Raw genomic sequence first — 21,570 nt, forward strand, 5'->3', positions numbered from 1 at the left:
CAGGACGCGCACTCATACCGCCACACCACCGCGCCCTCAGGCGCGCTGAAGCCTACTCCCGTTGCCGCACATAACGCCCTGGCGCCGGTTCGATCACCGGGAATTCGGCGGAGCCGGCCGTGGCGCGCGGCTTCACTTTCTTGCCACCATACTGATCGAGCCACGTGGTCCATTCGGGCCACCAACTGCCGGGCACTTCGGTCGCCTGGTCGAGCCATTCGTCCGGGCTTTCCGGCAACGTCTTGACGTCGCCTTCCAGCGCCCAGTAGTTGCGCTTTTTCTTCGCCGGCGGATTGATCACGCCAGCGATATGACCCGACGCGCCGAGCACGAACTTCAGCGGCCCGGAGAGCAGCGGCACCGACGCATAGGCGGTTTGCCACGGCACGATATGGTCTTCGCGTGAACCGTAGATGAAGGTGGGCACGTCGATCTTCGAGAGGTCGACCGGCTCGCCGCAGGTGGTCACCGCACCCGGCTCGCGCAGACGATTCTCGAGATACGTGTTGCGCAGATACCAGACATACATCGGGCCCGGCAGGCTCGTCGAATCGCTGTTCCAGTACAGCAGATCGAACGGCACTGGCGTGCGCCCTTTGAGGTAATTGTCGACAACGTAGTTCCACACCAGATCGTTCGGCCGCAGGAACGAGAAGGTGTTAGCGAATTCGATGCCGCGCATCAAGCCGGGCTTGCCGCCGTTCTTGCCGCCGATGGTCTGTTCGCGCATTTGCACATGCGCCTCGTCGACGAATACGTCGAGCACGCCCGTGTCCGAGAAATCGAGCATCGCGGTAAGCAAGGTCATCGACGCGGCGGGATGCTCACCGCGCGCGGCCGCCACTGCAAGCGCCGTGGCGAGCATGGTGCCGCCCACACAGAAACCCAGCGTGTTGATCTGCTCGCGGCCGCTGATCTTGCTGACCGTTTCGATCGCCTTGAGAACGCCTTCGCTGACGTAGTCGTCCCACGTCTTGCCTGCGATCGATGCGTCCGCGTTGCGCCACGAAATCAGGAACACCTGATGACCCGAATCGAGTCCGTGCGCGACCAGCGAATTCTCCGGCTGCAGATCGAGAATGTAGAACTTGTTGATGCACGGCGGCACGATCAGCAGCGGTCGCTCACGCACGGTGGCCGTGCGCGGCTTGTACTGAATCAACTGAATGAGGTCGTTCTCGAACACCACTGAGCCTTCGGTGTTCGCGAGATTTTCGCCGACCACGAAACGCGATTCGTCCGTTTGCGAAATCTTGCCGCGCTGCATATCGCCCAGCAGATTCATCACGCCCTGGCGCAAGCTCTCGCCCTTGCTATCGAGCAAGGTCTTTTGCGCTTCCGGATTCAACGCGAAGAAGTTGCTCGGCGATGCGGCTGCGGTCCATTGCTGAACCGCGAACCGAACGCGCTCGCGCATCTTCGGTTCCGTTTCGAGTGCGTCGACCATTTCCTGCAGATAACGCGCGTTCAACAGATACCACGCAGCGGTAAATGCATAGGCCGGCGTCGCGCTCCACGCGTCGGAACTGAAACGGCGGTCCTTGAGTTCGGGGGCTTTCGTCGTGGAGGTGGCCGCCTGCTGGATCAACTCCATCGCCTCACGCGAATAATCGGCTTGCAGCTTTTGCAAACGCTCCGATGGAATCGCGGCGCTCGGGACATTGAGTCCGGCGAATGAAGGCATTGACGGCAGGGATCCCGCAGCCAGTTTGCTGAAATCAGGCATGCCGGGGAACGACGGTATCTGCGGCAAGCCCATTGGCGGCATCTGGGGCACCTGCGGCATCTGAAAAGGTATGCCGCTGCCACCAGGCGGCGTGCCCAGCGAACGCCATGCGTTCATCCAGGCGTCCAGTAACTGCTGCATGCCTGCGGCTGGTGATGCGCCGCTCGTACCGGCCTGCTGCGTGTGCTCCGTCGAGGAGTCCGTGCTGGGAGAAGCTGAGGAATGTGATGCTGCCATACCTGCTTTTGACCGGTGAGTCCTTGCGGACGGGTTGAGAGGCAGGTTCATGCGCACGTGGGCGATTGCTCGCGACCTCGTCACGCCCTGTCCCATGTACGAGGAGCTGTGAGGAACATTCTTGCTCCCCATCGCAAGGCATGTCAATGCTTGTTCCCGATTTTGCCGCAGTGCGATAGTTTTTTAATTATCGTTTTCCCTGTATAGCAGATCGCGCTTTTGGAACATGGGTTGATAAGTGCTCGCATAAGCAAAAAAAGCTCCCCTATTGCATGGGCTTGTGCATATTTATGCGTATTTATCCGTTCACTCGCGCGCACTTTGAGCGGCAGATTAACGTGCGCGCGACAAATTCCGGCAGCGCAGCAAAAGCACACAACGTATCTCCGAATAAACCCTCATACGGATGCTTGCGGGAATCCGTCGCGCCGGTCGAGGCAAGCGCGAGAAGCGCCACGGCCGCACGATGGCGCTGATAAATCGAAGCGTCATGCGATGCGGCCGTGTGTGGATGATTGAATGCAGGACTAACGCGTAACCTGATCGTCCAGCCAGATCAGCGCAGCCATACGCCCGGTCTCGCGATCACGGCGATAGGAATAGAAACGTTCGCGTTGCGTGACCGTACACAGATCGCCGCCGACAATGCGCGTCACACCAATCCGTTGCAAGCGCAAACGCGCGAGCGCCGCGAGATCGGCGAGATATTTGCCGGGATTTTGCGGATGCGTAATGAATGCATTCGCGGTGGCTTCGCGTTGTGCGCCGTCCACGCCATTCATGAAGGCGTCACGCACATCTGCACCCACCTCGAATGCGTCCGGTCCGATCGCCGGACCCAGGTAGGCATGCAACGATGCGGCCTCCACGCCGGCGAGGCCGGCGACACGCTGTGCAGTCTGCTCGACGATGCCCGCTGCCAGACCACGCCAGCCGGCATGGGCCGCGCCGACCGCGCGTCCTGCTTCGTCGCACAACAGCACCGGCATGCAATCGGCGACCATCACGACACACACCGTGCCGGGCCGATCGGTGACGCTGGCGTCCGCTCGTGTCGGCGTACCGCTTGCCTGAGTCTGCGCAAGCGCATCTTCCGCGCGCACGATGCCGGCGCCGTGAATCTGTTCGAGCCACGCAGCCTCGCTTACACCCGCCAGACTCAGCAAGCGTGCGCGATTGCTTGCGACCGCGGCGGGATCGTCACCGCTTTTCATCCCCAGGTTCAGGCCGCCGGGTTGGTCAGCGCCATCCTGCCAGCGGCCAAACGGCGGCTCGCTCACACCGCCGTTGCGGGTGGTGACGAGCGCACGCACACGCGGCGATACGTTCCATGCGGGTTGCACAACATCGGCAAAGCTCAGCTCGGGCAAACTCATGCGTGACCGTCCTCGTCGTGTTCGTCGTCGTGATCCTGGTCTTCGTCGTGCTCGCCGTCGCCGTCTTCATCGATATCGTCGTCAAGCGAGGCGTCGTAGTCGTCTTCCTCGTAGTACGTCTCGTCGAACTCGCCCGCATCGTCACGCCCCAGGCCAAGCGCCGCCGACAGCACCTGCATGTCTTCCGGTGCATCGGCGCGCCATTGCATGGTCCGGCCGGTTTTCGGGTGAATCAGACCGAGGCGCCATGCATGCAGCGCCTGACGCGCGAAACCGTCCGGCAGCGGCGTCACCGAGCGCTTGCCGCGTGCACGTCCATAAACCGGATCGCCGAGCAGCGGATGGCCGATATGCGCGCAATGCACGCGAATCTGATGGGTGCGGCCGGTTTCCAGATCGCAATGAATCGCGGTGACCGGCTGACGCTGCCAGATCGCCGTGTCCACGCGCCGGAAATGCGTGCGCGCCGCTTTGCCCGATGCGCTCGTCACCACCGCCATGCGCGTGCGTTCGCGCGGATCGCGGCCGATCGGCGCGTCGATCGTGCCCTCTTCGGGCATGTTGCCCCATACCAGCGCAAGGTAACGGCGCTTCACCGTGCGTGCCTGCAGCTGGCGCACCAGATCCGTCTGCGCCTCGAGCGTGCGCGCCACCACCATCAGACCGGACGTTTCCTTGTCGAGCCGATGCACGATACCGGCGCGCGGCAAGCCGGCTGCGGCATCGCCATAGCGGTACAGCAAACCGTTGAGGACGGTGCCGCTCCAGTTGCCGGCCGCCGGATGCACGACCATGCCGGCCGGCTTGTTGATGACCACCAGCGTGTCGTCCTCGTAGACGATCTCGAGCGGCACCGGCTCGGGCGTGAACGCGAGCTGCTCAGGCAGCAGATCGGGCACGAGCTCGATGGTCGCCCCAAGCGGCACCGGCTGACGGATTTTGGCCGGTTTGCCGTCGATGCGCACCCGCTCCGACTCGATCCAGCTTTGCAGCCGGTTACGTGAAAACTCCGGAAAGATTCGGGCAAGCACCTTGTCGAGGCGTTCGCCGGCCAGTTCGTCGGGCACGACGACGCTGCGCGGCGACTCGTCCGCCACGGGGCTCGCCACGGTTGGCACCCTGTCCGGGCCGGCGGCCGCGAGGGCGTCGCTGCCGAGATCGTCGTCGAATGAATCGACGCCCAACGCGTCGGAGGGGTCAGCGCTTACGCTATAATCTTTGTTGCTATTCCCGGCACCGGTTGCGGCGCCTGGAGTATTTGAGCGGGTCATTGAGTCTGGGTCACCTGGACGTAAAGCTAGACTGGAAAATGCGAGCCTTGAACACCATCACTAAAGCGGCGATCAATTTGGCGGTCATCAAGAAGATGGCCCGGAAAGTGGCCGGATACATTGCGTGCGCCGCAGCCGTCGCCGTTGTTGCGGCTTGCCACGGCCTGCCGGAAAAGACCGACGAGACGGCTGCGTGGAACAACAACAAATTATATACGGAGGCGAACGACGCTCTGACCGGTGGTGATTTCGGCAAGTGCGCCAAGTATTTCGAGATGCTCGAAGGCCGCGACCCGTTCGGCCACTTTGCCCAGCAAGCGCAGATCAACGTCGCGTATTGCAACTGGAAAGATAACGAAAACGCCGCCGCCGACCAGGCGATCGACCGCTTCATCCAGCTGCACCCGGATCACCCGGACATCGCGTACGCGTACTACCTGAAGGGCATGATCCACTTCAACGACGACCTCGGTCTGTTCGGCCGCTTCTCCGGCCAGGACATGAGCGAGCGCGATCCGAAGTCGCTGCGCGAGTCGTATGACGCGTTCAAGGTCGTGGTCGACAAGTACCCGAACAGCAAGTATGCGCCGGACGCCGCGCAACGCATGCGCTATATCGTGAACGCGCTGGCGTCGCACGAAGTCCACGCGGCGGATTATTACTACCGTCGTGGCGCGTATGTCGCCGCGATCAACCGCGCACAGCTGGCGTTGAAGGAATACAAGAACGCTCCGGCTATCGAAGACGCACTGCACATCATGATGCTGTCGTACGAGAAGCTGAACCAGCCGCAACTGGCTGACGACACGAAGCGCATTCTGGCCGGCACCTTCCCTGACAGCCCGTATATCACGGGTCACGCAAGGCCCGGTAAGGAAAAGTCGTGGTGGCAGTTCTAAGCCTCGACCAGCTGCCTTAAACAAAACGCCACGACTTCGGTCGTGGCGTTTTTGTTTGCGCAGTCGCCGCCCAGCCTATGAAGCACCAGCCTGCAACCAGCGCCCTCAGTCCCGCTCGAACAAGGCAATCGACTCCACGTGCGAGGTGTGCGGGAACATGTTCACCACGCCCGCGCCCACCAGTCGATAACCGGCCTCATGCACCAGCAGACCCGCATCGCGAGCGAGCGTGGCCGGCGCGCACGACACATAGACAATACGCTTGGGCAACGGCCCATTGCCGCTCTGCGCGATCTCCGCGAGCGCCTTGGCGACAGCCAGCGCACCTTCGCGCGGCGGGTCGATCAGAATTTTGTCGAAATGGCCGAGCGCACGCATGTCGTCGGCGGTGACTTCGAACAGGTTGCGGCAAGCAAACGACGTATGGCCCGCCACACCGTTCAGCTCGGCATTGGCAAGCGCTCGCGAAGTCAGCACTTCGCTGCCTTCGATCCCCATCACTTCTTTCGAAATCCGGGCGAGCGGCAGCGTGAAGTTGCCGATTCCGCAGAACAGGTCGAGCACCCGGTCCGTGCTGGACGGGGCCAGCAGACGCAGCGCACGGCTCACCAGCACGCGATTGATGGCGTGATTCACCTGGGTGAAATCGGTCGGCTTGAACGGCATCCGGATGTTGTATTCCGGCAGCGTGTAGTCGAGCTGCGCGTCGAGCGGATAGAACGGCGCAACCGTGTCAGGACCGCCCGGCTGCAACCACCACTGGATCTTGTGTTCGTCGGCGAAATCGCGCAGCACCTGCTCGTCGGCGGCGGTGATCGGCGCGAGATTGCGCAGCACCAGCGCGGTGACCGACGAGCCGACCGCGAGCTCGATCTGCGGCATACGATCGTAGATCGACAACTTGCGGACCATGAAACGCAGCGGCATCAGCATCGCCGAAATGTGCGGCGGCAGTATCTCGCAGGTCTTCATGTCCGAGATGTAGCTGCTCTTCTTCTCGTAGAAGCCGATGCGCATGCCGCCCTTTTCCGGCAGATAGCGCACCGCCAGACGCGCGCGGTAGCGGTATCCCCAGGCCGGACCGTGAATCGGCCGGAACACGGTCTCCGGGCGCAGCTTCGCCAGATGCTGGAAATTGTCTTCGAGCACGCGCTGCTTGACGGCGATCTGGGCGCGGATGTCGAGATGCTGCATCGAACAGCCGCCGCAGATATCGAAGTAGCTGCATTTCGGCTTGGTGCGAAGCACGCTTTCGCGGAACACCTGGACGACCTCAGCCTGCTCGAATTTCGGCTTGCTGCGATGCGTCGAGTAGCTGACACGCTCGCCGGGCAACGCGCCTTCGACAAAAATCACCTTGCCGGGCGTGCCGTCTTCACTCTCGATGCGGCCCACGCCGCGCGCTTCCATGTCGAGCGAAACGATTTCGATGATCGGCTCATTGCCGGTAATGACGTGCGCTTTCGCCGGAGCGGGCGCCTTCTGGCGCTTCGGCGAGCGGCGTTGGGGGGCAGTTCGGGACACCTGCGACTTCCTGACAAACTTGGGGGAAAGGCGAGATTGTAGACGAAGCGCCGCGCACACCGATCGCTTCGATCACGATCAGCATACGGCGAACCCTGGCGCTCGCGCCCGACTTCGCGCTGCGGCGGCTGCCAACAGACGCCCAACCGCGTTAGTGTGCGGCGAACGGCTTCGTTACAACAAGACTGATAAGCAAGGCCGCTTACTGATCGAATGCGGCCAGATACTCGGCCCATTGCGGCGCCACTTCCAGCGCCAGCGCATTTTTGACGAGGTTGATCTCGTCAGCATACTCTTCGGCCGAAAACGCGCCGCGGATCAGCTGGAAGCGGCAATACAGCAGGTATGTATTGACGACGTCGGTCTCGCAATAGTTGCGGATTTCCTCGATGCGGCCTTCCTGGTAAGCGTTCCACACCTGACTGCCATCCATGCCCATCTTGCCGGGGAAGCCGCACATCTTCGCGAGCGCGTCGAGCGGCGCATTGGCGCGCGCCTGATACATCGCCAGCACGTCCATCAGATCGGTGTGACGCGAGTGATAGCGGCTGATGTAGTTGTTCCACTTGAACTCGCGGTCGTCCTCGCCGAGGTCCCAGAAACGGGAGGCGGGAATGCCGTTGACCAGCGCGCGGTAGTTCAGGACCGGCAGGTCGAACCCACCGCCGTTCCAGGACACGAGCTGTGGCGTGTATTTTTCGATCACGCGATAAAACGACTGCACGAGCGCGGCTTCGCCGTCTTCCAGCGTGCCGAGCGAGCGCACGCGGAAACCGTTGTTGTCGCGGAACACGCAGGAAATCGCGGCGATCCGCTGCAGGTGGTGCGGCAGGAAATCGCTGCCGGTCTTTTCGCGGCGCGCGGCAAAAGCGTGCTCGGCGACTTCGGCGTCACTCAGCGTGGCAGGCAGATCTTCGAGGCGGCGAATGCCGGCGACATCGGGAATCGTCTCGATGTCGAAAACAAGAATCGGTGTCATCAGGTTATAGAACGGCGTCCTTCCGAACACCGTTGGAGGCAAAGAAGCGCTTCAGCCGCACCAGCGCTTCCTGTTGGATCTGGCGCACACGCTCGCGCGTGAGGCCCATTTCGTCGGCCAGTTCTTCGAGCGTGGCGGGCTCGATGTGATTCAGCCCGAAGCGGCGCTCGATCACATGACGATGCTTGTCCGACAGCCGCGCGAGCCATGCCCGTGTAAGCGTTTCCAGCTCGCGGTGCTGCACTTCGGCATCCGGCGACTGGCTCTGGTCGTCGGACAGCAGGTCGAGCAGGCTGCTCGCCGGGTCAAGATCGAGCGGCGCGTCCAGCGACGCGGTGTGCTCGTTCAACGCGAGAATGTCGGTAACTTCGTCTGTGGTCTTGCCGGTCAGATAGGCAATGTCGTCGATGCTCGCGTCGCGGCGTTCGGCGGCTTCGCCGGAATTCATCGAATTCTTTTCCAGATGGCGCTTCGCGCGCAGCACCTGATTGAGCTCACGGATCACGTGCACCGGCAAACGCACCGTGCGCGCCTGGTTCATGATCGCGCGCTCGATGCTTTGGCGAATCCACCATGTGGCATAGGTTGAGAAACGGAAGCCGCGCGTGGGATCGAATTTCTCGATGGCGTGCATGAGGCCGAGATTGCCCTCTTCGATCAGATCGAGCAGCGGCACGCCGCGGTTCAGATACCCCTTCGCGATGCTGACCACGAGCCGCAAATTGCGCTCGATCATCACTTGCCGCGCTTCGAACTCGCCCGCCTTCGCCAGACGCGAATACTTCTGTTCTTCCTCGACCGTCAGGAGCGGCTTGACGCTGATGCGGTTCAGGTAGTGCTGAATCGTGTCGGCCGTCAGCTCGGCTTGCAGAAGCGCGCGGAAGTCGTCTGCGTCGGCAGGGACTTCGCGGGCCTCGCTGGGTTCTTCCGCGCCGCCCTGACGTTCGTCGAGATCGCGCTCCTCTGCGATCTCTTCTTCAACTTCCGAAGCGCCGCTTTCCTCCACCGAAGCGGGCGTGACGCGGCTAATCGTCTCAGACTCGGCTTGCGGCAGGCGGCGCTTCGATTTCGGCATGGTCGTATCGCTTATTGCGGCGGCAAATACTTCAGTGGGTCGACAGGTTTACCCTGGCGGCGAACTTCGAAATGCAACATCACGCGGTCGGAATCGCTATTGCCCATCTCGGCGATCTTCTGCCCTTTGGTTACCGCATCTCCCTCTTTTACCATCAAAGCGCGGTTGTGTGCATACGCCGTGAGATAAGTTGCATCATGCTTGATGATAATGAGATTGCCGTAACCACGCAGCCCATTTCCGGCATAAACCACGCGCCCATCCGCAGAAGCCTTAACCGGGTCGCCAGCCGCGCCGCCGATATTAATACCCTTGTTGGTCGAATCGTTGAACGTGCCGAGCATCGGTCCACGCACCGGCCATGAGAACGCCACGTTGCCGGACGCGCCGGCGCTCGAATCGCTCGCTGCGCCCGGGTTGGCCGGCGGCGTCAGCGAGGCGTTGTTCGCACCCGAACCATAGATCGGCGGCGCCGCGACGCCTGCCGTCGGCGGCGTACTGCCGAGCGGTGCGCTCTGCACAGCGCCACCACCGCCAATCGGCGCCGTCGACACGCCCGGCGTCAGCGCGGCGGTGTTCGCACCTGGCGGCACGACGCGCAGCAACTGATCGACTTCGATCTGATTCGGGTTAGTGAGATTGTTCCACGTCGAAATGTCGCGGTAGTTCTGGCCGTTCTCCAACGCGATCCGATACAGCGTATCGCCCGGCTTCACGCGGTAGTAGCCCGGCGGCGGCGGTCCGAGCGGCACGGCCGGCTGTTGCGCGGCTTGCGTGCCGAGCGCACCGCTGCCGGAACGGTCGACGACCGGCGCCTGATCGAGGCGGGTCGCACAGGCCGACATCAACAGGGACAAGGCGAGCACGCACACGCTACGCTGGGTTACGGTCATAGGGATAGTCAGTCTGGTTCTTTGCATCGCGCGCAACATACTCATCGGTGTCAAATCACTCCGGATTTTAAGGGTACAAAGAAAACGCGATCAAGCCGCGACTCGCGCCACTGCGCGGGTCCGAGGCGTTCGACCAGAGTCAGCACCTGGTTCTGGCCTTCCTGCGAGCCGACCGGCGCGACCAGACGGCCGCCGATCGCGAGTTGTTCAAGTAATGCTTGCGGTACGTCGAGTCCTGCTGCGGCGATCACAATGGCGTCGAACGGCGCCGCCGACGGCAACCCCAGGCGACCGTCGCCGTAGTGCAGCCGGATGTTCGGAATGCGCAGCGGACGCAAGTTTGTCTTCGCGCGTTCGGACAGCGGCTTGATGCGTTCGATCGAGTAAACATCGCGCGCGACCTGGCTCAGCACCGCCGCCTGATAGCCGCAACCGGTGCCGATTTCGAGCACGTTGTTCAACGCGCGGCCGGCGGCCGCCAGTTCGATCATCCGCGCGACCACGGAGGGCTTGGAGATCGTCTGGTGATGGCCGATCGGCAGCGCGGCATCTTCGTAGGCCTGAGCGGCGAGGCCCGGGTCGACGAACATGTGGCGCGGCACCACCGACATCGCGTTCAACACGCGCTGATCGGTTACGCCATTCGCACGCAGGCGTTCGACCATCCGTTCGCGAACCCGTTCCGAAGTCAATGCCAAAGCGCCGTTCAATGCGACGTTCGGCACGGAGGCGCGCTCGTTGAGTTTGGCGGCGGGTTTGTTCACCGGCGCCGGTTTTGGCGCGGCGCGCGCAGGCGAGCTTTGTCCGACCGCTGTTGCGTGTGGTTTGGCTTGTGGCTTGACCTGGGCGCTGACAGGCGGTTTCAGCGTCGAGTTCACCGACGCCTTGATCGGCGCCTTCGCCTGCGGCTTGGCTTGCGATGTCGCTTGTGGTTGGGTCTGCGCTCTCGCCGGCGACTTCGCCTGGGTCTTCCCCGCAGAGCCAAGCGGCGAGTTCTTCGCCGGTTGCTGGCGTGCGTTCAGCGCCGCGCTCGCGGCAAGTGCCGCTGCGCGCACTTCGCCCGGACGTCCTTCGGGCCGGCGCGGCTCGCGCACCAGGTCCTCGAGACCGAGCGGAAAGCGCTTTGCGCGCTCGCTCGTCATGAAGCGCCGCTACCGGCGCGCGCCCAGTCGCGCGCTGCGGGCAGCATTTGCGTGTGGGTCAGGTCGAGCTGCAACGGCGTGATCGACACCTGGCCGTTGGCGACAGCGTGGAAATCGGTGCCTTCGCTGGCGTCACGCGCGCTGCCCGACGGGCCGATCCAGTAGATCGGTTCGCCGCGCGGGTTGGTCTGGCGGATCACCGGCTGCGACGGATGCCGCTTGCCAAGACGCGTGATATGCCAGCCGTCGAGTTGCTCATACGGCAGGTTCGGAATATTGACGTTCAGGAGCGGATGCCCCGGCAACGGCTGCTTGAGGTAGTGCGCGACGATCTCGGCGGCCACGCGCGCAGCGTCTTCGAGATGCACCCAGTCTTTGTCGACCAGCGAGAAAGCGATGGCCGGCACGCCGAACATGATGCCTTCGGTGGCGGCGGCGACGGTGCCCGAATAGAGCGTGTCCTCGCCCATGTTCTGGCCGTTGTTGATGCCCGAGACAACCAGGTCTGGCGTGTGGTCCAGCATGCCGGTCAGCGCGATGTGCACTGAGTCGGTTGGCGTGCCGTTCACGTAGTAGAAACCGTTCGCCGAGCGCAGCACCGAAAGCGGACGCGACAGCGTCAAGGAATTGGACGCGCCGCTGCAGTTCTGCTCGGGGGCCATCACGGTAACGTCCGCGATCGGCTTGAGCGCTTCGTAAAGCGCGGCAAGGCCGGGCGCCAGATAACCGTCGTCATTGCTGAGTAGGATTCGCATGCGGCGATTGTAACCGAGGAAAGAAGGCACGCGAACGACACGGCAGGCCGTGCGCGTATCCCATGCAAAGCGCACGCGCCGGGCCGCGCGCCGATGGGTATCGATCGCGCACGAACCGGCTTCGAACAATAAAAACGCACGGTCGTGCGGATTGTTTTACACTCAGAATAGTTGCGAACCCCTGATCGATATGGAGACACGATGCGCGCGATTCGCTGTAATCAATATGGACCGCCGGAGAGCCTGGTCGTCGAAAATCTGCCTGACCTCGAGCCGCCGCCCGGCCACGTCGTGATCGACGTCAAGGCCGCGGCCGTCAACTTTCCCGATGTGCTGATCATCGAGAACAAATACCAGTTCAAACCGCCCGTGCCCTTTACGCCCGGCTCGGAAGTCGCGGGTGTCGTGCGCGCGGTCGGCGCCGGTGTGACGCAGTTCAAGCCGGGCTCGCGGGTGGTCGCGTTCACCGGCTCGGGCGGCTTTGCCGAGCAGGCGCTGGCGCCGGTCGCGGCGTGCGTGCCGCTGGCGGACGGCGTCGACTTCGAACTGGCCGCCGCGTTCACGCTCGCCTATGGCACATCGCATCACGCGGTGGTCGATCGCGGCCAGTTGAAGGCCGGCGAGACGATGCTGGTGTTGGGCGCGGCGGGCGGCGTCGGACTCGCCGCAGTCGAAATCGGCAAGGCGCTCGGCGCGCGCGTGATCGCGGCGGCGTCGACCGACGAGAAGCTCGCCACGTGCGTGAAGCACGGCGCGGACGCCACCATCAACTACAGCACCGAAGACTTGCGCGAACGCATCAAGGCGCTGACCGACGGCAAGGGTCCGGACGTGATCTACGATCCGGTCGGCGGTGTGTATGCGGAACCGGCGTTTCGCAGCATCGGCTGGCGCGGGCGTTATCTGGTGGTCGGCTTTGCGAACGGCGAAATCCCGAAGTTACCGCTCAACCTGACACTGCTCAAAGGCGCGAGTCTGGTCGGCGTGTTCTGGGGCGACTTTGCGAAACGCGAGCCGCAACACAATCACGCCGCGTTCGAGCAAATGACCGGATGGATCGGCGCGGGCAAGCTCAAGCCCTACGTATCGGAACGTTATTCGCTCGAAGACACCGGTCGCGCGTTGCGCGATATGGCGGAGCGCCGGGTGATCGGGAAGATCGTGATTACGCCTTAGGCGCCATGCTCTGACGCAGCCGCTCTTTCGAGCGGCAAGAAAACGGAAAACGGCGGGCGGCTTAAAACCGCACGCCGTTTTTGTTGAGCCTTCAGGAATGTGGGGCTACAGCTTTTCGGTATCGCCCGACTTCGGCTGCCACTTCATCAGCCGCCGCTCGCCAATCCCGACGATGGCGTCGAGAATCAGCGCGAACGCGGTCAACACCAGAATCCCGGCGAACACCGTATTGATATCAAAAGTGCCTTCGGCTTGCAGAATCAGGTAGCCGACGCCGCGCGCCGAGCCAAGATATTCCCCCACCACCGAACCGACGAACGCCAGGCCCACCGACGTGTGCAGGCTCGAAAACACCCAGCTCATCGCACTTGGCAGGTAGACAAAACGCAGCAACTGTTTGCGATTCGCGCCGAGCATGCGCGCGTTGGCAAGCACGACCGGGCTCACTTCCTTCACGCCCTGGTAGACGTTGAAGAACACGATAAAGAACACCAGCGTGACGCCCAGCGCCACTTTCGACCAGATGCCGAGGCCAAACCACACGCCGAAGATCGGCGCGAGAATCACGCGCGGCATCGAGTTGGCGGCCTTGATGTACGGATCGAATAGCGCGCTCGCGAGCGGCGACAGCGCAAGCCACAGACCGACGCCGAGCCCGAGCGCGGTGCCTAGCACAAACGCGAGCACCGTTTCAACCAGCGTGATCCACAGGTGCAGATAGATTTCGCCGCCCGTGAACCACTCCCAGATGCGCTGCAGCACCTTCTGCGGCTCGCCGAAGAAGAACGCGGCCTTGTTTGGGTCGTCGAAATAGAACGCCGGCAGCAAGGTCGGACTGGTCAGCACGTACCAGAGCACGAAGCACAGCACGAGCAGCAGCCACTGCCAGATCACCAGGTTCGCCCGGTTCGGGCGCAACGTCTTCCACATGACTCGGTTTGCCTTAGACGATTGATCGACGCCAATACAGGACGCAACAAACAGGACTTAACTACGGATATCCGTACGTGCCGCCACTTCGCAGCAACTACACAACGCAACGACACGACGCAACTACGCACCCCGCTTAAACGGCCGTGAGTTGCTGCTGATAACCCTTGAGCACTTCATCGCGCAGCACGCTCCAGATCTGTGCATGCAACTCGACGAAACGCGGATGCGCACGAATTTCGGCGACGTCGCGCGGACGCGGCAGGTCGATTGTGAATTCACCGATCGGATGCGTGCCCGGCCCCGCCGACAGCACCACCACGCGGTCGGACATCGAGATCGCTTCGTCGAGATCGTGCGTGATGAACAGCACCGCTTTGCGCTTGGCCGCCCACAGGTCGAGTAACTCGTTTTCCATCAACTGACGCGTCTGGATATCGAGCGCGGAAAACGGCTCGTCCATCAGGATGATGTCCGGATCGAGGATCAGCGTCTGCGCCATCGCGACGCGCTTGCGCATGCCGCCCGACAGTTGATGCGGATAGCGGTCGCCGAAACCGCCGAGGCCCACGCGTTTCAACCACTCGTCGGCTTTGCTGCGCGCTTCGGCCGGCGGCACGCCGTGAAATGAGAGCCCCGCCATCACGTTGTCGATAGCCGAGCGCCACGGCATCAGCGCGTCGGCCTGGAACATATAACCGGCGCGCCGGTTGATGCCCTTGAGCGGTTCGCCGAACACACTGACCGTTCCCGACGACGGCTCCAGCAAACCCGCGCCGACGTTCAGCAAAGTGGATTTGCCGCAACCGGTCGGGCCGACCACCGAGACGAATTCGCCCGGCGCGATGCGCAAGGTCGTGTCCTTGACCGCTGTATAGCGCTGCGCGCGGTTGTCGCGCGCAGCAAAGGTGCAGGTGATGTTGTCGAGCGCCAGGGCGGCAACGGTCATCGTTCGACTCGCTTCGAAGATCGATTTCGGTTTGTCACGTCGTCATGACGACGGTGGTCGAGGCGAATGCGGCACGTGCTGTCTTTCGCCCCATGTTGACTGACGGTACTCAGGCCTTGACCGTGGTCAGCGCTTTCTTGACGAAGTCGTTGGTCCACGTCTTCGACAGATCGATCGGCTTACCCTGCACGTTCGGATCGAACGCCTGCAGGGTTTTCAGCGACGTGGCCGGGCCATCGGCGGGCATCAGACCGTCCGGCGACATGGCCTCCTTCACGTGCTGCCACGCGTCCAGATACACCGCGCGGTCGCCGAGCAGATAGCCTTCCGGCACGGTATTGATCAGTTCGCTGCCGGTCGCCGTCTGCAGCCATTTGAGTGCGCGAACCATCGCATTGGTCAGCGCCTGCGTGGTGTTCGGATTCTTCGTGATGAAGCTCTGTGACGCGTACAGACAACCGGCCGGCATGTCGCCGCCGAACACGCTGCGCGTATCGGCCAACGTGCGTGTATCCGACACAACGCGAATCTCGCCGGTGCGTTCGAGCTTGGTCATCACCGGGTCGAGGTTGGCGATCGCATCGATCTGGCCCGACTGCAGCGCGGCAATCGCGCCAGCCCCTGCGCCCACCCCGATGAACGAGACGTCTTTCGCGGTCAACCCCGCTTTCGCCAGCACGAAACTCGCCATGATGGAGGTCGACGAACCCGGCGCGGTCACGCCGATTTTCTTGCCTTTCAGATCGGCGATCGACTTGTAGTTCGGCATCGCCTTCTTCGACACAGCTAGCACGATCTGCGGGGCGCGCCCTTGCAGCACGAATTCGCGGAACGACTGCTTTTGTGCCTGCAACAGCAAGGTGTGTTCGAACGCGCCGGAGACCACATCCGCACTGCCGCCCACGGCTGCCTTCAGCGCTTGCGAGCCGCCGGCGAAATCCGAGATTTCGACCTCGAGCCCTTCGTCCTTGAAGTAATTGCGGCGCTCGGCAATCGTGAGCGGCAAGTAATAGAACAGGTTCTTGCCGCCGACGGCGATCGCCACCTTGGTGGTTTCGGGCTTGCCCTGTGCGAAAGCGAACGGCATGGCGGCGAACGTGGCGCCCGCGAGCGCCGCGCTACCGGCGAGGAAGGTTCTGCGTTGCATGGTCTCTAGTCTCCGAACTTTTGTTGTCTTTTTGCCGCGCGCTCACTCACACAATCTGTTGCGCATGCAACCTTGCAATGTGGTCAGAATCATAACCCAGTGATTGAAGGACTTCATCGGTATGTTCACCCAGTTCCGGGCCTAACCAGCGTGTCTCGCCGGGGGTTTCCGAGAGTTTCGGCGTCACCGACGGCAGCGTGATCTCCTGACCGTCCTGCCATTTGAAGCGCTGGATCATCTGGCGCGCCATGTATTGCGGATCGGTGAACATGTCCGCGACGCTGTAAATCCTGCCGACCGGCACGTCGGCGGCGTTCAGCACGGCGAGCGCTTCGTCGATGGTGCGCGTGGCGAGCCACGCGGCGATCGCGCCGTCGATTTCCTGGGTACGCGGCACGCGACCGTCGTTGTGCGCGAGAGCCGGATCGTTCGCCAGATCTTCGCGTTCAATAGCGATCATCAGGCGCTTGAAGATCGGGTCGCTATTGCCGCCGATCACAATGCTGCCGTCGCGGCACGGATAGGTGTTCGACGGCACGATCCCCGGCAGCGATGCGCCGGTGCGCTCGCGCACCATGCCGTACACGCCGTACTCCGGCACCACGCTCTCCATCATGTTGAAGACCGCTTCGTACAGTGCGACGTCGACCACCTGCCCTTTGCCGCCATTCACCTGCTTGTGATGCAGCGCCATCAACGCGCCGATCACGCCGTGCAGCGCGGCAATCGAATCGCCGATCGAAATGCCGATGCGCGGCGGCGGCAAATCCGGATAGCCAGTGATGTGGCGCAAGCCGCCCATGGATTCGGCGATCGCGCCGAATCCGGGCCGGTCGCGATAGGGCCCGGTCTGGCCGTAGCCGGACAGACGCACCATCACGAGCCCGGGGTTCTCCGCCGACAGAACGTCATAACCGAGGCCGAGCTTCTCCAGCAGACCCGGCCGGAAATTCTCGACGACGATGTCAGCTTCTTTCGCCAGACGCCGCACGATTTCCTTGCCCTCTTCGGCTTTCAGATTGATCGTGACGGATTTCTTGTTGCGCGCCTGAACGGCCCACCAAAGCGACGTGCCGCCGACTTCCGGATAAAGCTTGCGCCATTTGCGCAACGGGTCGCCGCCTTTAGGATCTTCGATCTTGATGACGTCGGCGCCGAACTCGCCGAGAAAGCGCGCGGCGAACGGGCCGGCGATCAGCGTGCCGAGCTCGAGTACCTTGACGCCGGCGAGCGGGCCTTTCGGCGTGGCGGTGGCGTTGGGATCGGGATTGACGCTCATGTGTCTCCTCTGTGTTCTGTGCTTGCCTTGGCGCGGCGCGGCTGGAAGCGTTGCGGAGCGGTCCCGCCCGGCGCGCTCAGGAATTGCAGGCGCCGCGGCATGGCGCTGCCGGTCACGTCGTGCTACATCGAGCGGCGGTCGAGCATCGCGCGGGCGATCGTGCCGGCGTCGACATACTCGAGTTCGCCGCCCACCGGTACGCCGCGCGCGAGGCGCGTCACGGCAAGACCGCGCGCCTTGAGCGTCTGCCCGAGGTAATGCGCGGTGGCCTCGCCTTCGTTCGTGAAATTGGTTGCGAGCACGACTTCCTTGACGATGCCATCCGACGCGCGCTTGACCAGGCGGTCGAAATGGATCTCCTTCGGGCCGATGCCGTCGAGCGGACTGAGCCGCCCCATCAGCACGAAATAGAGGCCGCGATAGGTCATCGTCTGTTCGAGCATGATCTGGTCGGCGGGCGTCTCGACGACGCACAACAACGCGGGATCGCGCTCCTCATCGAGGCAGACCTCGCAGATCTGCGCTTCGGTAAATGTGTTGCACTTCTCGCAGTGCTGCAGATGCTCAGTCGCGAACAGCAACGAACGGCCGAGTTTTTCGGCGCCGTCACGATCGTGCTGCATCAGGTGATACGCCATGCGTTGAGCGGATTTGGGCCCGACACCGGGGAGCACGCGCAGCGCTTCGACGAGCGCCGACAAGGCGGAAGGTTGTTTCATGCGGATCGGCGGTGTCGAAGTGGGTGTTGCCCGGTATGGCCCGGTGTGCGGGTGGCGATGCGGTTGTTTCTGGTTGCTGCTATCAGCTCGACGACCGAGCTGAACTGCTCCGATGCAGACTTGCGCGCACCGGGAGCTGCGAACTGAGCAGGTATTTGAACGAGCCCGGCTCGCGTATTCAACTCATGCCGCGCTCAAAGCCGCGGCATGAGCCCCTTCTTGCAGCGACGCCGCTCAGAACGGCAGCTTGAAGCCCGGCGGCAGCGGCAGACCCGAGGTCATACCGCCCATCTTTTCCTGGGCGGTGGCTTCGGCCTTGCGCACGGCGTCGTTGAACGCAGCGGCGACCAGGTCTTCCAGCATGTCCTTGTCGTCGGCGAGCAGGCTCGGATCGATCGATACGCGGCGCACGTCGTTCTTGCAGGTCATCGTCACCTTGACGAGACCGGCGCCCGACTGTCCTTCGACTTCGATCAATGCAAGCTGCTCCTGCATCTTCTTCATGTTTTCCTGCATTTGCTGGGCCTGCTTCATCAGCCCGGCGAGTTGGCCTTTCATCATGGACATGCTCCTTCTTGAAAGCGTGAAATCCGAAAAATCGGGTGCGCCGCACGGCGCGGCGAATCAGTGAGCGGACGGCGCGCCGTTCGGGCCGGCGTCCTGCGTAATCGGGCGGATCGAACCGGGCACGATGCTCGCGCCGAACTCGCGGATCAGCGACTGCACGAATGGATCGGCGCCGATTTCGCGCTCAGCTTCCTGCTGACGCTGGGCGCGCATGGCGGCGTCGTGCGCGGCTGCGGTGCGGCGTGCCGGGCCGACTTCGACCAGGACGTCGACGTTCTGGCCGAGCTTTTCCGCGAGCGCGACTTTCAGTTTAGCGACCTGCGAGGCTTCCGCGTACTGCGGCACCGGCACGTTCAGTTTCAGCGTGCTGCCTTCGAGCGCCATCAGTTCGCTGTTGAACGCGAGCTGGTACGAGATGCCCTTGAGCGGCAGGTCGACGGCGAGCGCGGGCCAGTCGCCCTGGAAACCCAGCGGATCGAGCGGCACGGCGGGAGGCAACGGGCGCTTGTCGACCACAGGTGCGGGGGCCGATGCAGGCGTGGCGTTCACGCGGACGTCGTCGGGTCCGCTGTCGAACACCGGCATGTAGTTGTCGTCCGGCAGGCCGTAATAGCCTTCGTCCGCTGCCGTGAGCGGCATGTATTCATCGGGCGGCATGTCGTCCCACGGTGCGCTCGACGAGCCGTTCTGCTCCTGGGCTTGCAGCGACGGCGCACGTGCGGCCGGAGCGGCGTCCTGTTGCGGCGCGCGGCGCGGGGCGCCCGGTGTCGGCACATTGACGACCACGCGGGGTGCGGCGGGCTTCGGCGTGGCTGGAGCTGCTGCGGGCTTGGCGGCGGAGGCTGCTGCTGTAGCGCGGCCACGGTCGGATGACACTTTCAGGCCCGCGCTGCGCAATACGTTGAGCGCGTCGCTCGCGCCGCCTGCGCGGCGCGGCGGGATGTCGGCTACGGGCTGCGATTCTTGCGATGCTCTCGCGGGGGCGGCCTCTTCTGCCCGTGCGGACGCAGCGGCGGCTGGGGCAGTGAGCGGAGACGCGGGCGCCGATTCCTGAGACGCGGCGGCAGCGGGTGCTTCGTTCCAGGCTGGCTCGGTGGGCGCGTCGTCCCACGGTGCCAAGGCCGGTGCAGTTGCTGGTTTCGTTGCTGCGGTCGATTCGGCCACTTCGGTCGCCGTCACAGCCGCTACTTTTGTTGCTGCGATCATTTCCGTCGCTTCGGCCGCCGGTGCCGGGGACATCGCTTCGGGCATCGGTGCCGCTTGGGGCAAGCTCGTGTCCGTAGGTGCAGGTGCCGAATCGCTCAAAACCGGTTCGGCGGACGCTTCTTCCTGCCACGGCGCTAAAGCCGGCGCGGCGGTAACGTCAGGCGCCGTGCTCGCTTCGCTAGAAGCTGGCGAGGACGCAGACTTGGAAACAATCGGCGCTTCACCAATAGCTGGTTTCGGCGCGTCAACACTTTCAGCAGGCTCCGCCGACGCTACGTGCTGCGAATCCGGCATCGCAGGCTTCGCTTCCGCCACGGGATTTGCCGAACGCACCGGCACGGCGGCGGCCGCGTCAACCGCACGCGACGACGCCACCGCCTGTTGCGCAGTGACTGCCGGCGAGCCGGTGCGTTTAGCGCCACCCGCCCCCGCCGGCCCTGCCGCTCGCGCCGCAGCCGCGCCGCCCCCGCCACCGGTGGGCGCCGGCTCGAACGCCAGCATGCGCAACAGCGTCATCGTGAACCCGGCGTATTCGTCAGGCGCGAGACCCAGTTCGCTTCTGCCGATGGTCGCAATCTGATAGAACAGTTGCACCTGCTCGGGGCTCAGCGCTTCCGCAAAACGACGCAGATCACCCGCTTCCGGCCACTCGTCCAACACCGACGACGGCGCAAACTGCGCCCACGCGATTCGATGCAACAGGCTCGCCAGGTCCTGCAACGCCGTCGAAAACGACAGGCTGCGCAACGCCATCTCGTCCGCGACCGACAGCACGGCGGCGCCGTCACCATCGGCAAGCGCGTCGAGCAGGCGAATCAGATAGCTTTGATCGAGCGCGCCGAGCATGCCGCGCACCGCTTCTTCATTCACCTGATTGGCCGAATAGGCGATCGCCTGATCGGTCAGCGAGAGCGCGTCGCGCATCGAGCCGTCGGCCGCGCGCGCGAGCAGGCGCAATGCCTGGGCGTCGAACGGCACCTTCTCTTCGCCGAGAATGTGCTCGAGATGCGACACGATGTGTCCGGCCGGCATCTGCTTCAGATTGAACTGCAGACAGCGCGACAGCACCGTGACCGGAATTTTCTGCGGATCGGTGGTAGCAAGAATGAATTTGACGTGCGAAGGCGGCTCTTCCAGCGTCTTCAACATCGCGTTGAAAGCGTGGTTGGTCAGCATGTGCACTTCGTCGATCATGTAGACCTTGAAGCGCGCGTCGACCGGCGCGTAAACCGCACGCTCCAGCAGCGCCGCCATTTCGTCGACACCGCGGTTACTCGCCGCGTCCATCTCGACATAATCGACAAAGCGGCCTTCATCGATCTCGCGGCACGCGCGGCACACGCCGCACGGCGTGGAGGTCACGCCGGTTTCGCAATTCAGCGCCTTGGCAAAGATGCGCGACAGCGTGGTTTTACCGACGCCGCGAGTGCCCGTAAACAGATAGGCATGATGCAGACGGCCACCGTCGAGCGCGTGCGTGAGCGCGCGCACCACGTGCTCCTGTCCGACGAGCGAAGCGAAATCCTTCGGCCGCCATTTGCGTGCGAGAACTTGATAGGTCATCCGGAAATTGTATCAGTAACGATGGCGCGCAAAACCGAATCGAGACGGCGTGCGAACGCGTGTTGCCGCTTCATTGAAACAGGCTAACGGACCGATAGAAAAAAATAGATGAAGCGCGCGAAAAATGCCACTGCGGCGTCTGGGTAACAGCGCTTGG

At 63.2% G+C, this 21,570-nt stretch carries 18 protein-coding genes; 2 read left to right on the forward strand and 16 right to left on the reverse strand.

The window, feature by feature from the left end; translation table 11 throughout:
* Positions 1-52: 52 nt before the first annotated feature.
* From phaC to KHO30_RS16880, 3 genes are all read right to left on the reverse strand, one after another.
* A complete protein-coding gene (gene phaC / locus KHO30_RS16870; protein ID WP_167378282.1) occupies positions 53-1,867 on the reverse strand; it encodes a class I poly(R)-hydroxyalkanoic acid synthase in 1,815 nt (604 codons plus the stop codon).
* A 623-nt stretch (positions 1,868-2,490) separates the two neighbouring features.
* On the reverse strand, positions 2,491-3,339 hold the full coding sequence (pgeF, locus tag KHO30_RS16875) for a peptidoglycan editing factor PgeF (protein WP_211701636.1): 849 nt from the start codon (positions 3,337-3,339) through the stop codon (positions 2,491-2,493).
* Positions 3,336-4,610: an RluA family pseudouridine synthase gene (locus KHO30_RS16880; protein WP_211701637.1), complete on the reverse strand. Its 1,275-nt coding sequence runs from the start codon at positions 4,608-4,610 to the stop codon at positions 3,336-3,338. Before KHO30_RS16880 ends, pgeF begins: the two co-directional genes overlap by 4 nt.
* Positions 4,611-4,705: 95 nt before the next feature.
* On the opposite strand from KHO30_RS16880, the gene KHO30_RS16885 reads away from it, so the two are divergent.
* Positions 4,706-5,509: an outer membrane protein assembly factor BamD gene (locus tag KHO30_RS16885; RefSeq protein WP_372341849.1), complete on the forward strand. Its 804-nt coding sequence runs from the start codon at positions 4,706-4,708 to the stop codon at positions 5,507-5,509.
* Positions 5,510-5,614: 105 nt separating this feature from the next.
* Here KHO30_RS16885 and rlmD read toward each other — a convergent pair whose 3' ends face one another.
* From rlmD to surE, 6 genes are all read right to left on the reverse strand, one after another.
* A complete protein-coding gene (gene rlmD / locus KHO30_RS16890) occupies positions 5,615-7,033 on the reverse strand; it encodes a 23S rRNA (uracil(1939)-C(5))-methyltransferase RlmD (protein ID WP_211701638.1) in 1,419 nt (472 codons plus the stop codon).
* 202 nt (positions 7,034-7,235) lie between these two features.
* On the reverse strand, positions 7,236-8,012 hold the full coding sequence (locus tag KHO30_RS16895; RefSeq protein ID WP_200619927.1) for a 3'-5' exonuclease: 777 nt from the start codon (positions 8,010-8,012) through the stop codon (positions 7,236-7,238).
* Between the two features lie 4 nt (positions 8,013-8,016).
* On the reverse strand, positions 8,017-9,087 hold the full coding sequence (rpoS, locus tag KHO30_RS16900) for an RNA polymerase sigma factor RpoS (RefSeq protein WP_054039479.1): 1,071 nt from the start codon (positions 9,085-9,087) through the stop codon (positions 8,017-8,019).
* A gap of 11 nt (positions 9,088-9,098) precedes the next feature.
* On the reverse strand, positions 9,099-10,025 hold the full coding sequence (locus KHO30_RS16905; protein WP_093632652.1) for a peptidoglycan DD-metalloendopeptidase family protein: 927 nt from the start codon (positions 10,023-10,025) through the stop codon (positions 9,099-9,101).
* Between the two features lie 5 nt (positions 10,026-10,030).
* On the reverse strand, positions 10,031-11,122 hold the full coding sequence (locus tag KHO30_RS16910; protein ID WP_211701639.1) for a protein-L-isoaspartate(D-aspartate) O-methyltransferase: 1,092 nt from the start codon (positions 11,120-11,122) through the stop codon (positions 10,031-10,033).
* Positions 11,119-11,877, reverse strand: a complete 759-nt coding sequence (gene surE / locus KHO30_RS16915; protein ID WP_054039538.1) for a 5'/3'-nucleotidase SurE — start codon at positions 11,875-11,877, stop codon at positions 11,119-11,121. The genes KHO30_RS16910 and surE overlap by 4 nt, the downstream gene beginning before the upstream one ends.
* A 201-nt stretch (positions 11,878-12,078) precedes the next feature.
* Here surE and KHO30_RS16920 point away from each other — a divergent pair, with 201 nt between their 5' ends.
* Entirely contained in the window at positions 12,079-13,053 is a 975-nt protein-coding gene (locus tag KHO30_RS16920) for an NADPH:quinone oxidoreductase family protein (RefSeq protein WP_211701640.1), read from the forward strand.
* A 105-nt stretch (positions 13,054-13,158) separates the two neighbouring features.
* Here KHO30_RS16920 and KHO30_RS16925 read toward each other — a convergent pair whose 3' ends face one another.
* The 7 genes from KHO30_RS16925 to dnaX form a co-directional block, all read right to left on the reverse strand.
* Complete coding sequence (locus KHO30_RS16925; RefSeq protein WP_093632649.1) at positions 13,159-13,983, reverse strand: ABC transporter permease; 825 nt, start codon at positions 13,981-13,983, stop codon at positions 13,159-13,161.
* A gap of 136 nt (positions 13,984-14,119) precedes the next feature.
* A complete protein-coding gene (locus tag KHO30_RS16930; RefSeq protein WP_093632648.1) occupies positions 14,120-14,932 on the reverse strand; it encodes an ABC transporter ATP-binding protein in 813 nt (270 codons plus the stop codon).
* Between the two features lie 109 nt (positions 14,933-15,041).
* The gene (locus KHO30_RS16935) at positions 15,042-16,079 is read right to left on the reverse strand and encodes an ABC transporter substrate-binding protein (protein ID WP_211701641.1); all 1,038 of its coding nucleotides are present in this window, start codon (positions 16,077-16,079) and stop codon (positions 15,042-15,044) included.
* 46 nt (positions 16,080-16,125) lie between these two features.
* Positions 16,126-17,358, reverse strand: coding sequence for a CaiB/BaiF CoA transferase family protein (locus KHO30_RS16940; RefSeq protein WP_093632646.1), 1,233 nt, complete (start codon positions 17,356-17,358; stop codon positions 16,126-16,128).
* Between the two features lie 122 nt (positions 17,359-17,480).
* The gene (gene recR, locus KHO30_RS16945) at positions 17,481-18,077 is read right to left on the reverse strand and encodes a recombination mediator RecR (protein ID WP_063496327.1); all 597 of its coding nucleotides are present in this window, start codon (positions 18,075-18,077) and stop codon (positions 17,481-17,483) included.
* A 234-nt stretch (positions 18,078-18,311) separates the two neighbouring features.
* Positions 18,312-18,638 (reverse strand): YbaB/EbfC family nucleoid-associated protein, encoded by a 327-nt coding sequence (locus KHO30_RS16950; RefSeq protein WP_007182071.1) that lies wholly within the window; start codon positions 18,636-18,638, stop codon positions 18,312-18,314.
* A gap of 63 nt (positions 18,639-18,701) precedes the next feature.
* The gene (dnaX, locus tag KHO30_RS16955) at positions 18,702-21,413 is read right to left on the reverse strand and encodes a DNA polymerase III subunit gamma/tau (RefSeq protein ID WP_211701642.1); all 2,712 of its coding nucleotides are present in this window, start codon (positions 21,411-21,413) and stop codon (positions 18,702-18,704) included.
* Between the last annotated feature and the right edge of the window lie 157 nt (positions 21,414-21,570).

This window comes from Paraburkholderia aspalathi, assembly GCF_905220735.1.
Classification (GTDB): Bacteria; Pseudomonadota; Gammaproteobacteria; order Burkholderiales; family Burkholderiaceae; genus Paraburkholderia; species Paraburkholderia aspalathi.

What these genes read in the sequence shown, in the direction of transcription:
- rpoS (WP_054039479.1), bottom strand. Translation starts at nt 9,087, where the DNA reads ATGCCGAAATCGAAGCGCCGCCTGCCGCAAGCCGAGTCTGAGACGATT.
- KHO30_RS16935 (WP_211701641.1), bottom strand. Translation starts at nt 16,079, where the DNA reads ATGCAACGCAGAACCTTCCTCGCCGGTAGCGCGGCGCTCGCGGGCGCC.
- surE (WP_054039538.1), bottom strand. Translation starts at nt 11,877, where the DNA reads ATGCGAATCCTACTCAGCAATGACGACGGTTATCTGGCGCCCGGCCTT.
- KHO30_RS16885 (WP_372341849.1), top strand. Translation starts at nt 4,706, where the DNA reads ATGGCCCGGAAAGTGGCCGGATACATTGCGTGCGCCGCAGCCGTCGCC.
- KHO30_RS16925 (WP_093632649.1), bottom strand. Translation starts at nt 13,983, where the DNA reads ATGTGGAAGACGTTGCGCCCGAACCGGGCGAACCTGGTGATCTGGCAG.
- phaC (WP_167378282.1), bottom strand. Translation starts at nt 1,867, where the DNA reads ATGCAGCAGTTACTGGACGCCTGGATGAACGCATGGCGTTCGCTGGGC.
- KHO30_RS16950 (WP_007182071.1), bottom strand. Translation starts at nt 18,638, where the DNA reads ATGATGAAAGGCCAACTCGCCGGGCTGATGAAGCAGGCCCAGCAAATG.
- dnaX (WP_211701642.1), bottom strand. Translation starts at nt 21,413, where the DNA reads ATGACCTATCAAGTTCTCGCACGCAAATGGCGGCCGAAGGATTTCGCT.
- KHO30_RS16910 (WP_211701639.1), bottom strand. Translation starts at nt 11,122, where the DNA reads ATGACGAGCGAGCGCGCAAAGCGCTTTCCGCTCGGTCTCGAGGACCTG.
- KHO30_RS16880 (WP_211701637.1), bottom strand. Translation starts at nt 4,610, where the DNA reads ATGACCCGCTCAAATACTCCAGGCGCCGCAACCGGTGCCGGGAATAGC.
- recR (WP_063496327.1), bottom strand. Translation starts at nt 18,077, where the DNA reads ATGAAACAACCTTCCGCCTTGTCGGCGCTCGTCGAAGCGCTGCGCGTG.
- pgeF (WP_211701636.1), bottom strand. Translation starts at nt 3,339, where the DNA reads ATGAGTTTGCCCGAGCTGAGCTTTGCCGATGTTGTGCAACCCGCATGG.
- KHO30_RS16895 (WP_200619927.1), bottom strand. Translation starts at nt 8,012, where the DNA reads ATGACACCGATTCTTGTTTTCGACATCGAGACGATTCCCGATGTCGCC.
- KHO30_RS16930 (WP_093632648.1), bottom strand. Translation starts at nt 14,932, where the DNA reads ATGACCGTTGCCGCCCTGGCGCTCGACAACATCACCTGCACCTTTGCT.
- KHO30_RS16920 (WP_211701640.1), top strand. Translation starts at nt 12,079, where the DNA reads ATGCGCGCGATTCGCTGTAATCAATATGGACCGCCGGAGAGCCTGGTC.
- KHO30_RS16905 (WP_093632652.1), bottom strand. Translation starts at nt 10,025, where the DNA reads ATGAGTATGTTGCGCGCGATGCAAAGAACCAGACTGACTATCCCTATG.
- KHO30_RS16940 (WP_093632646.1), bottom strand. Translation starts at nt 17,358, where the DNA reads ATGAGCGTCAATCCCGATCCCAACGCCACCGCCACGCCGAAAGGCCCG.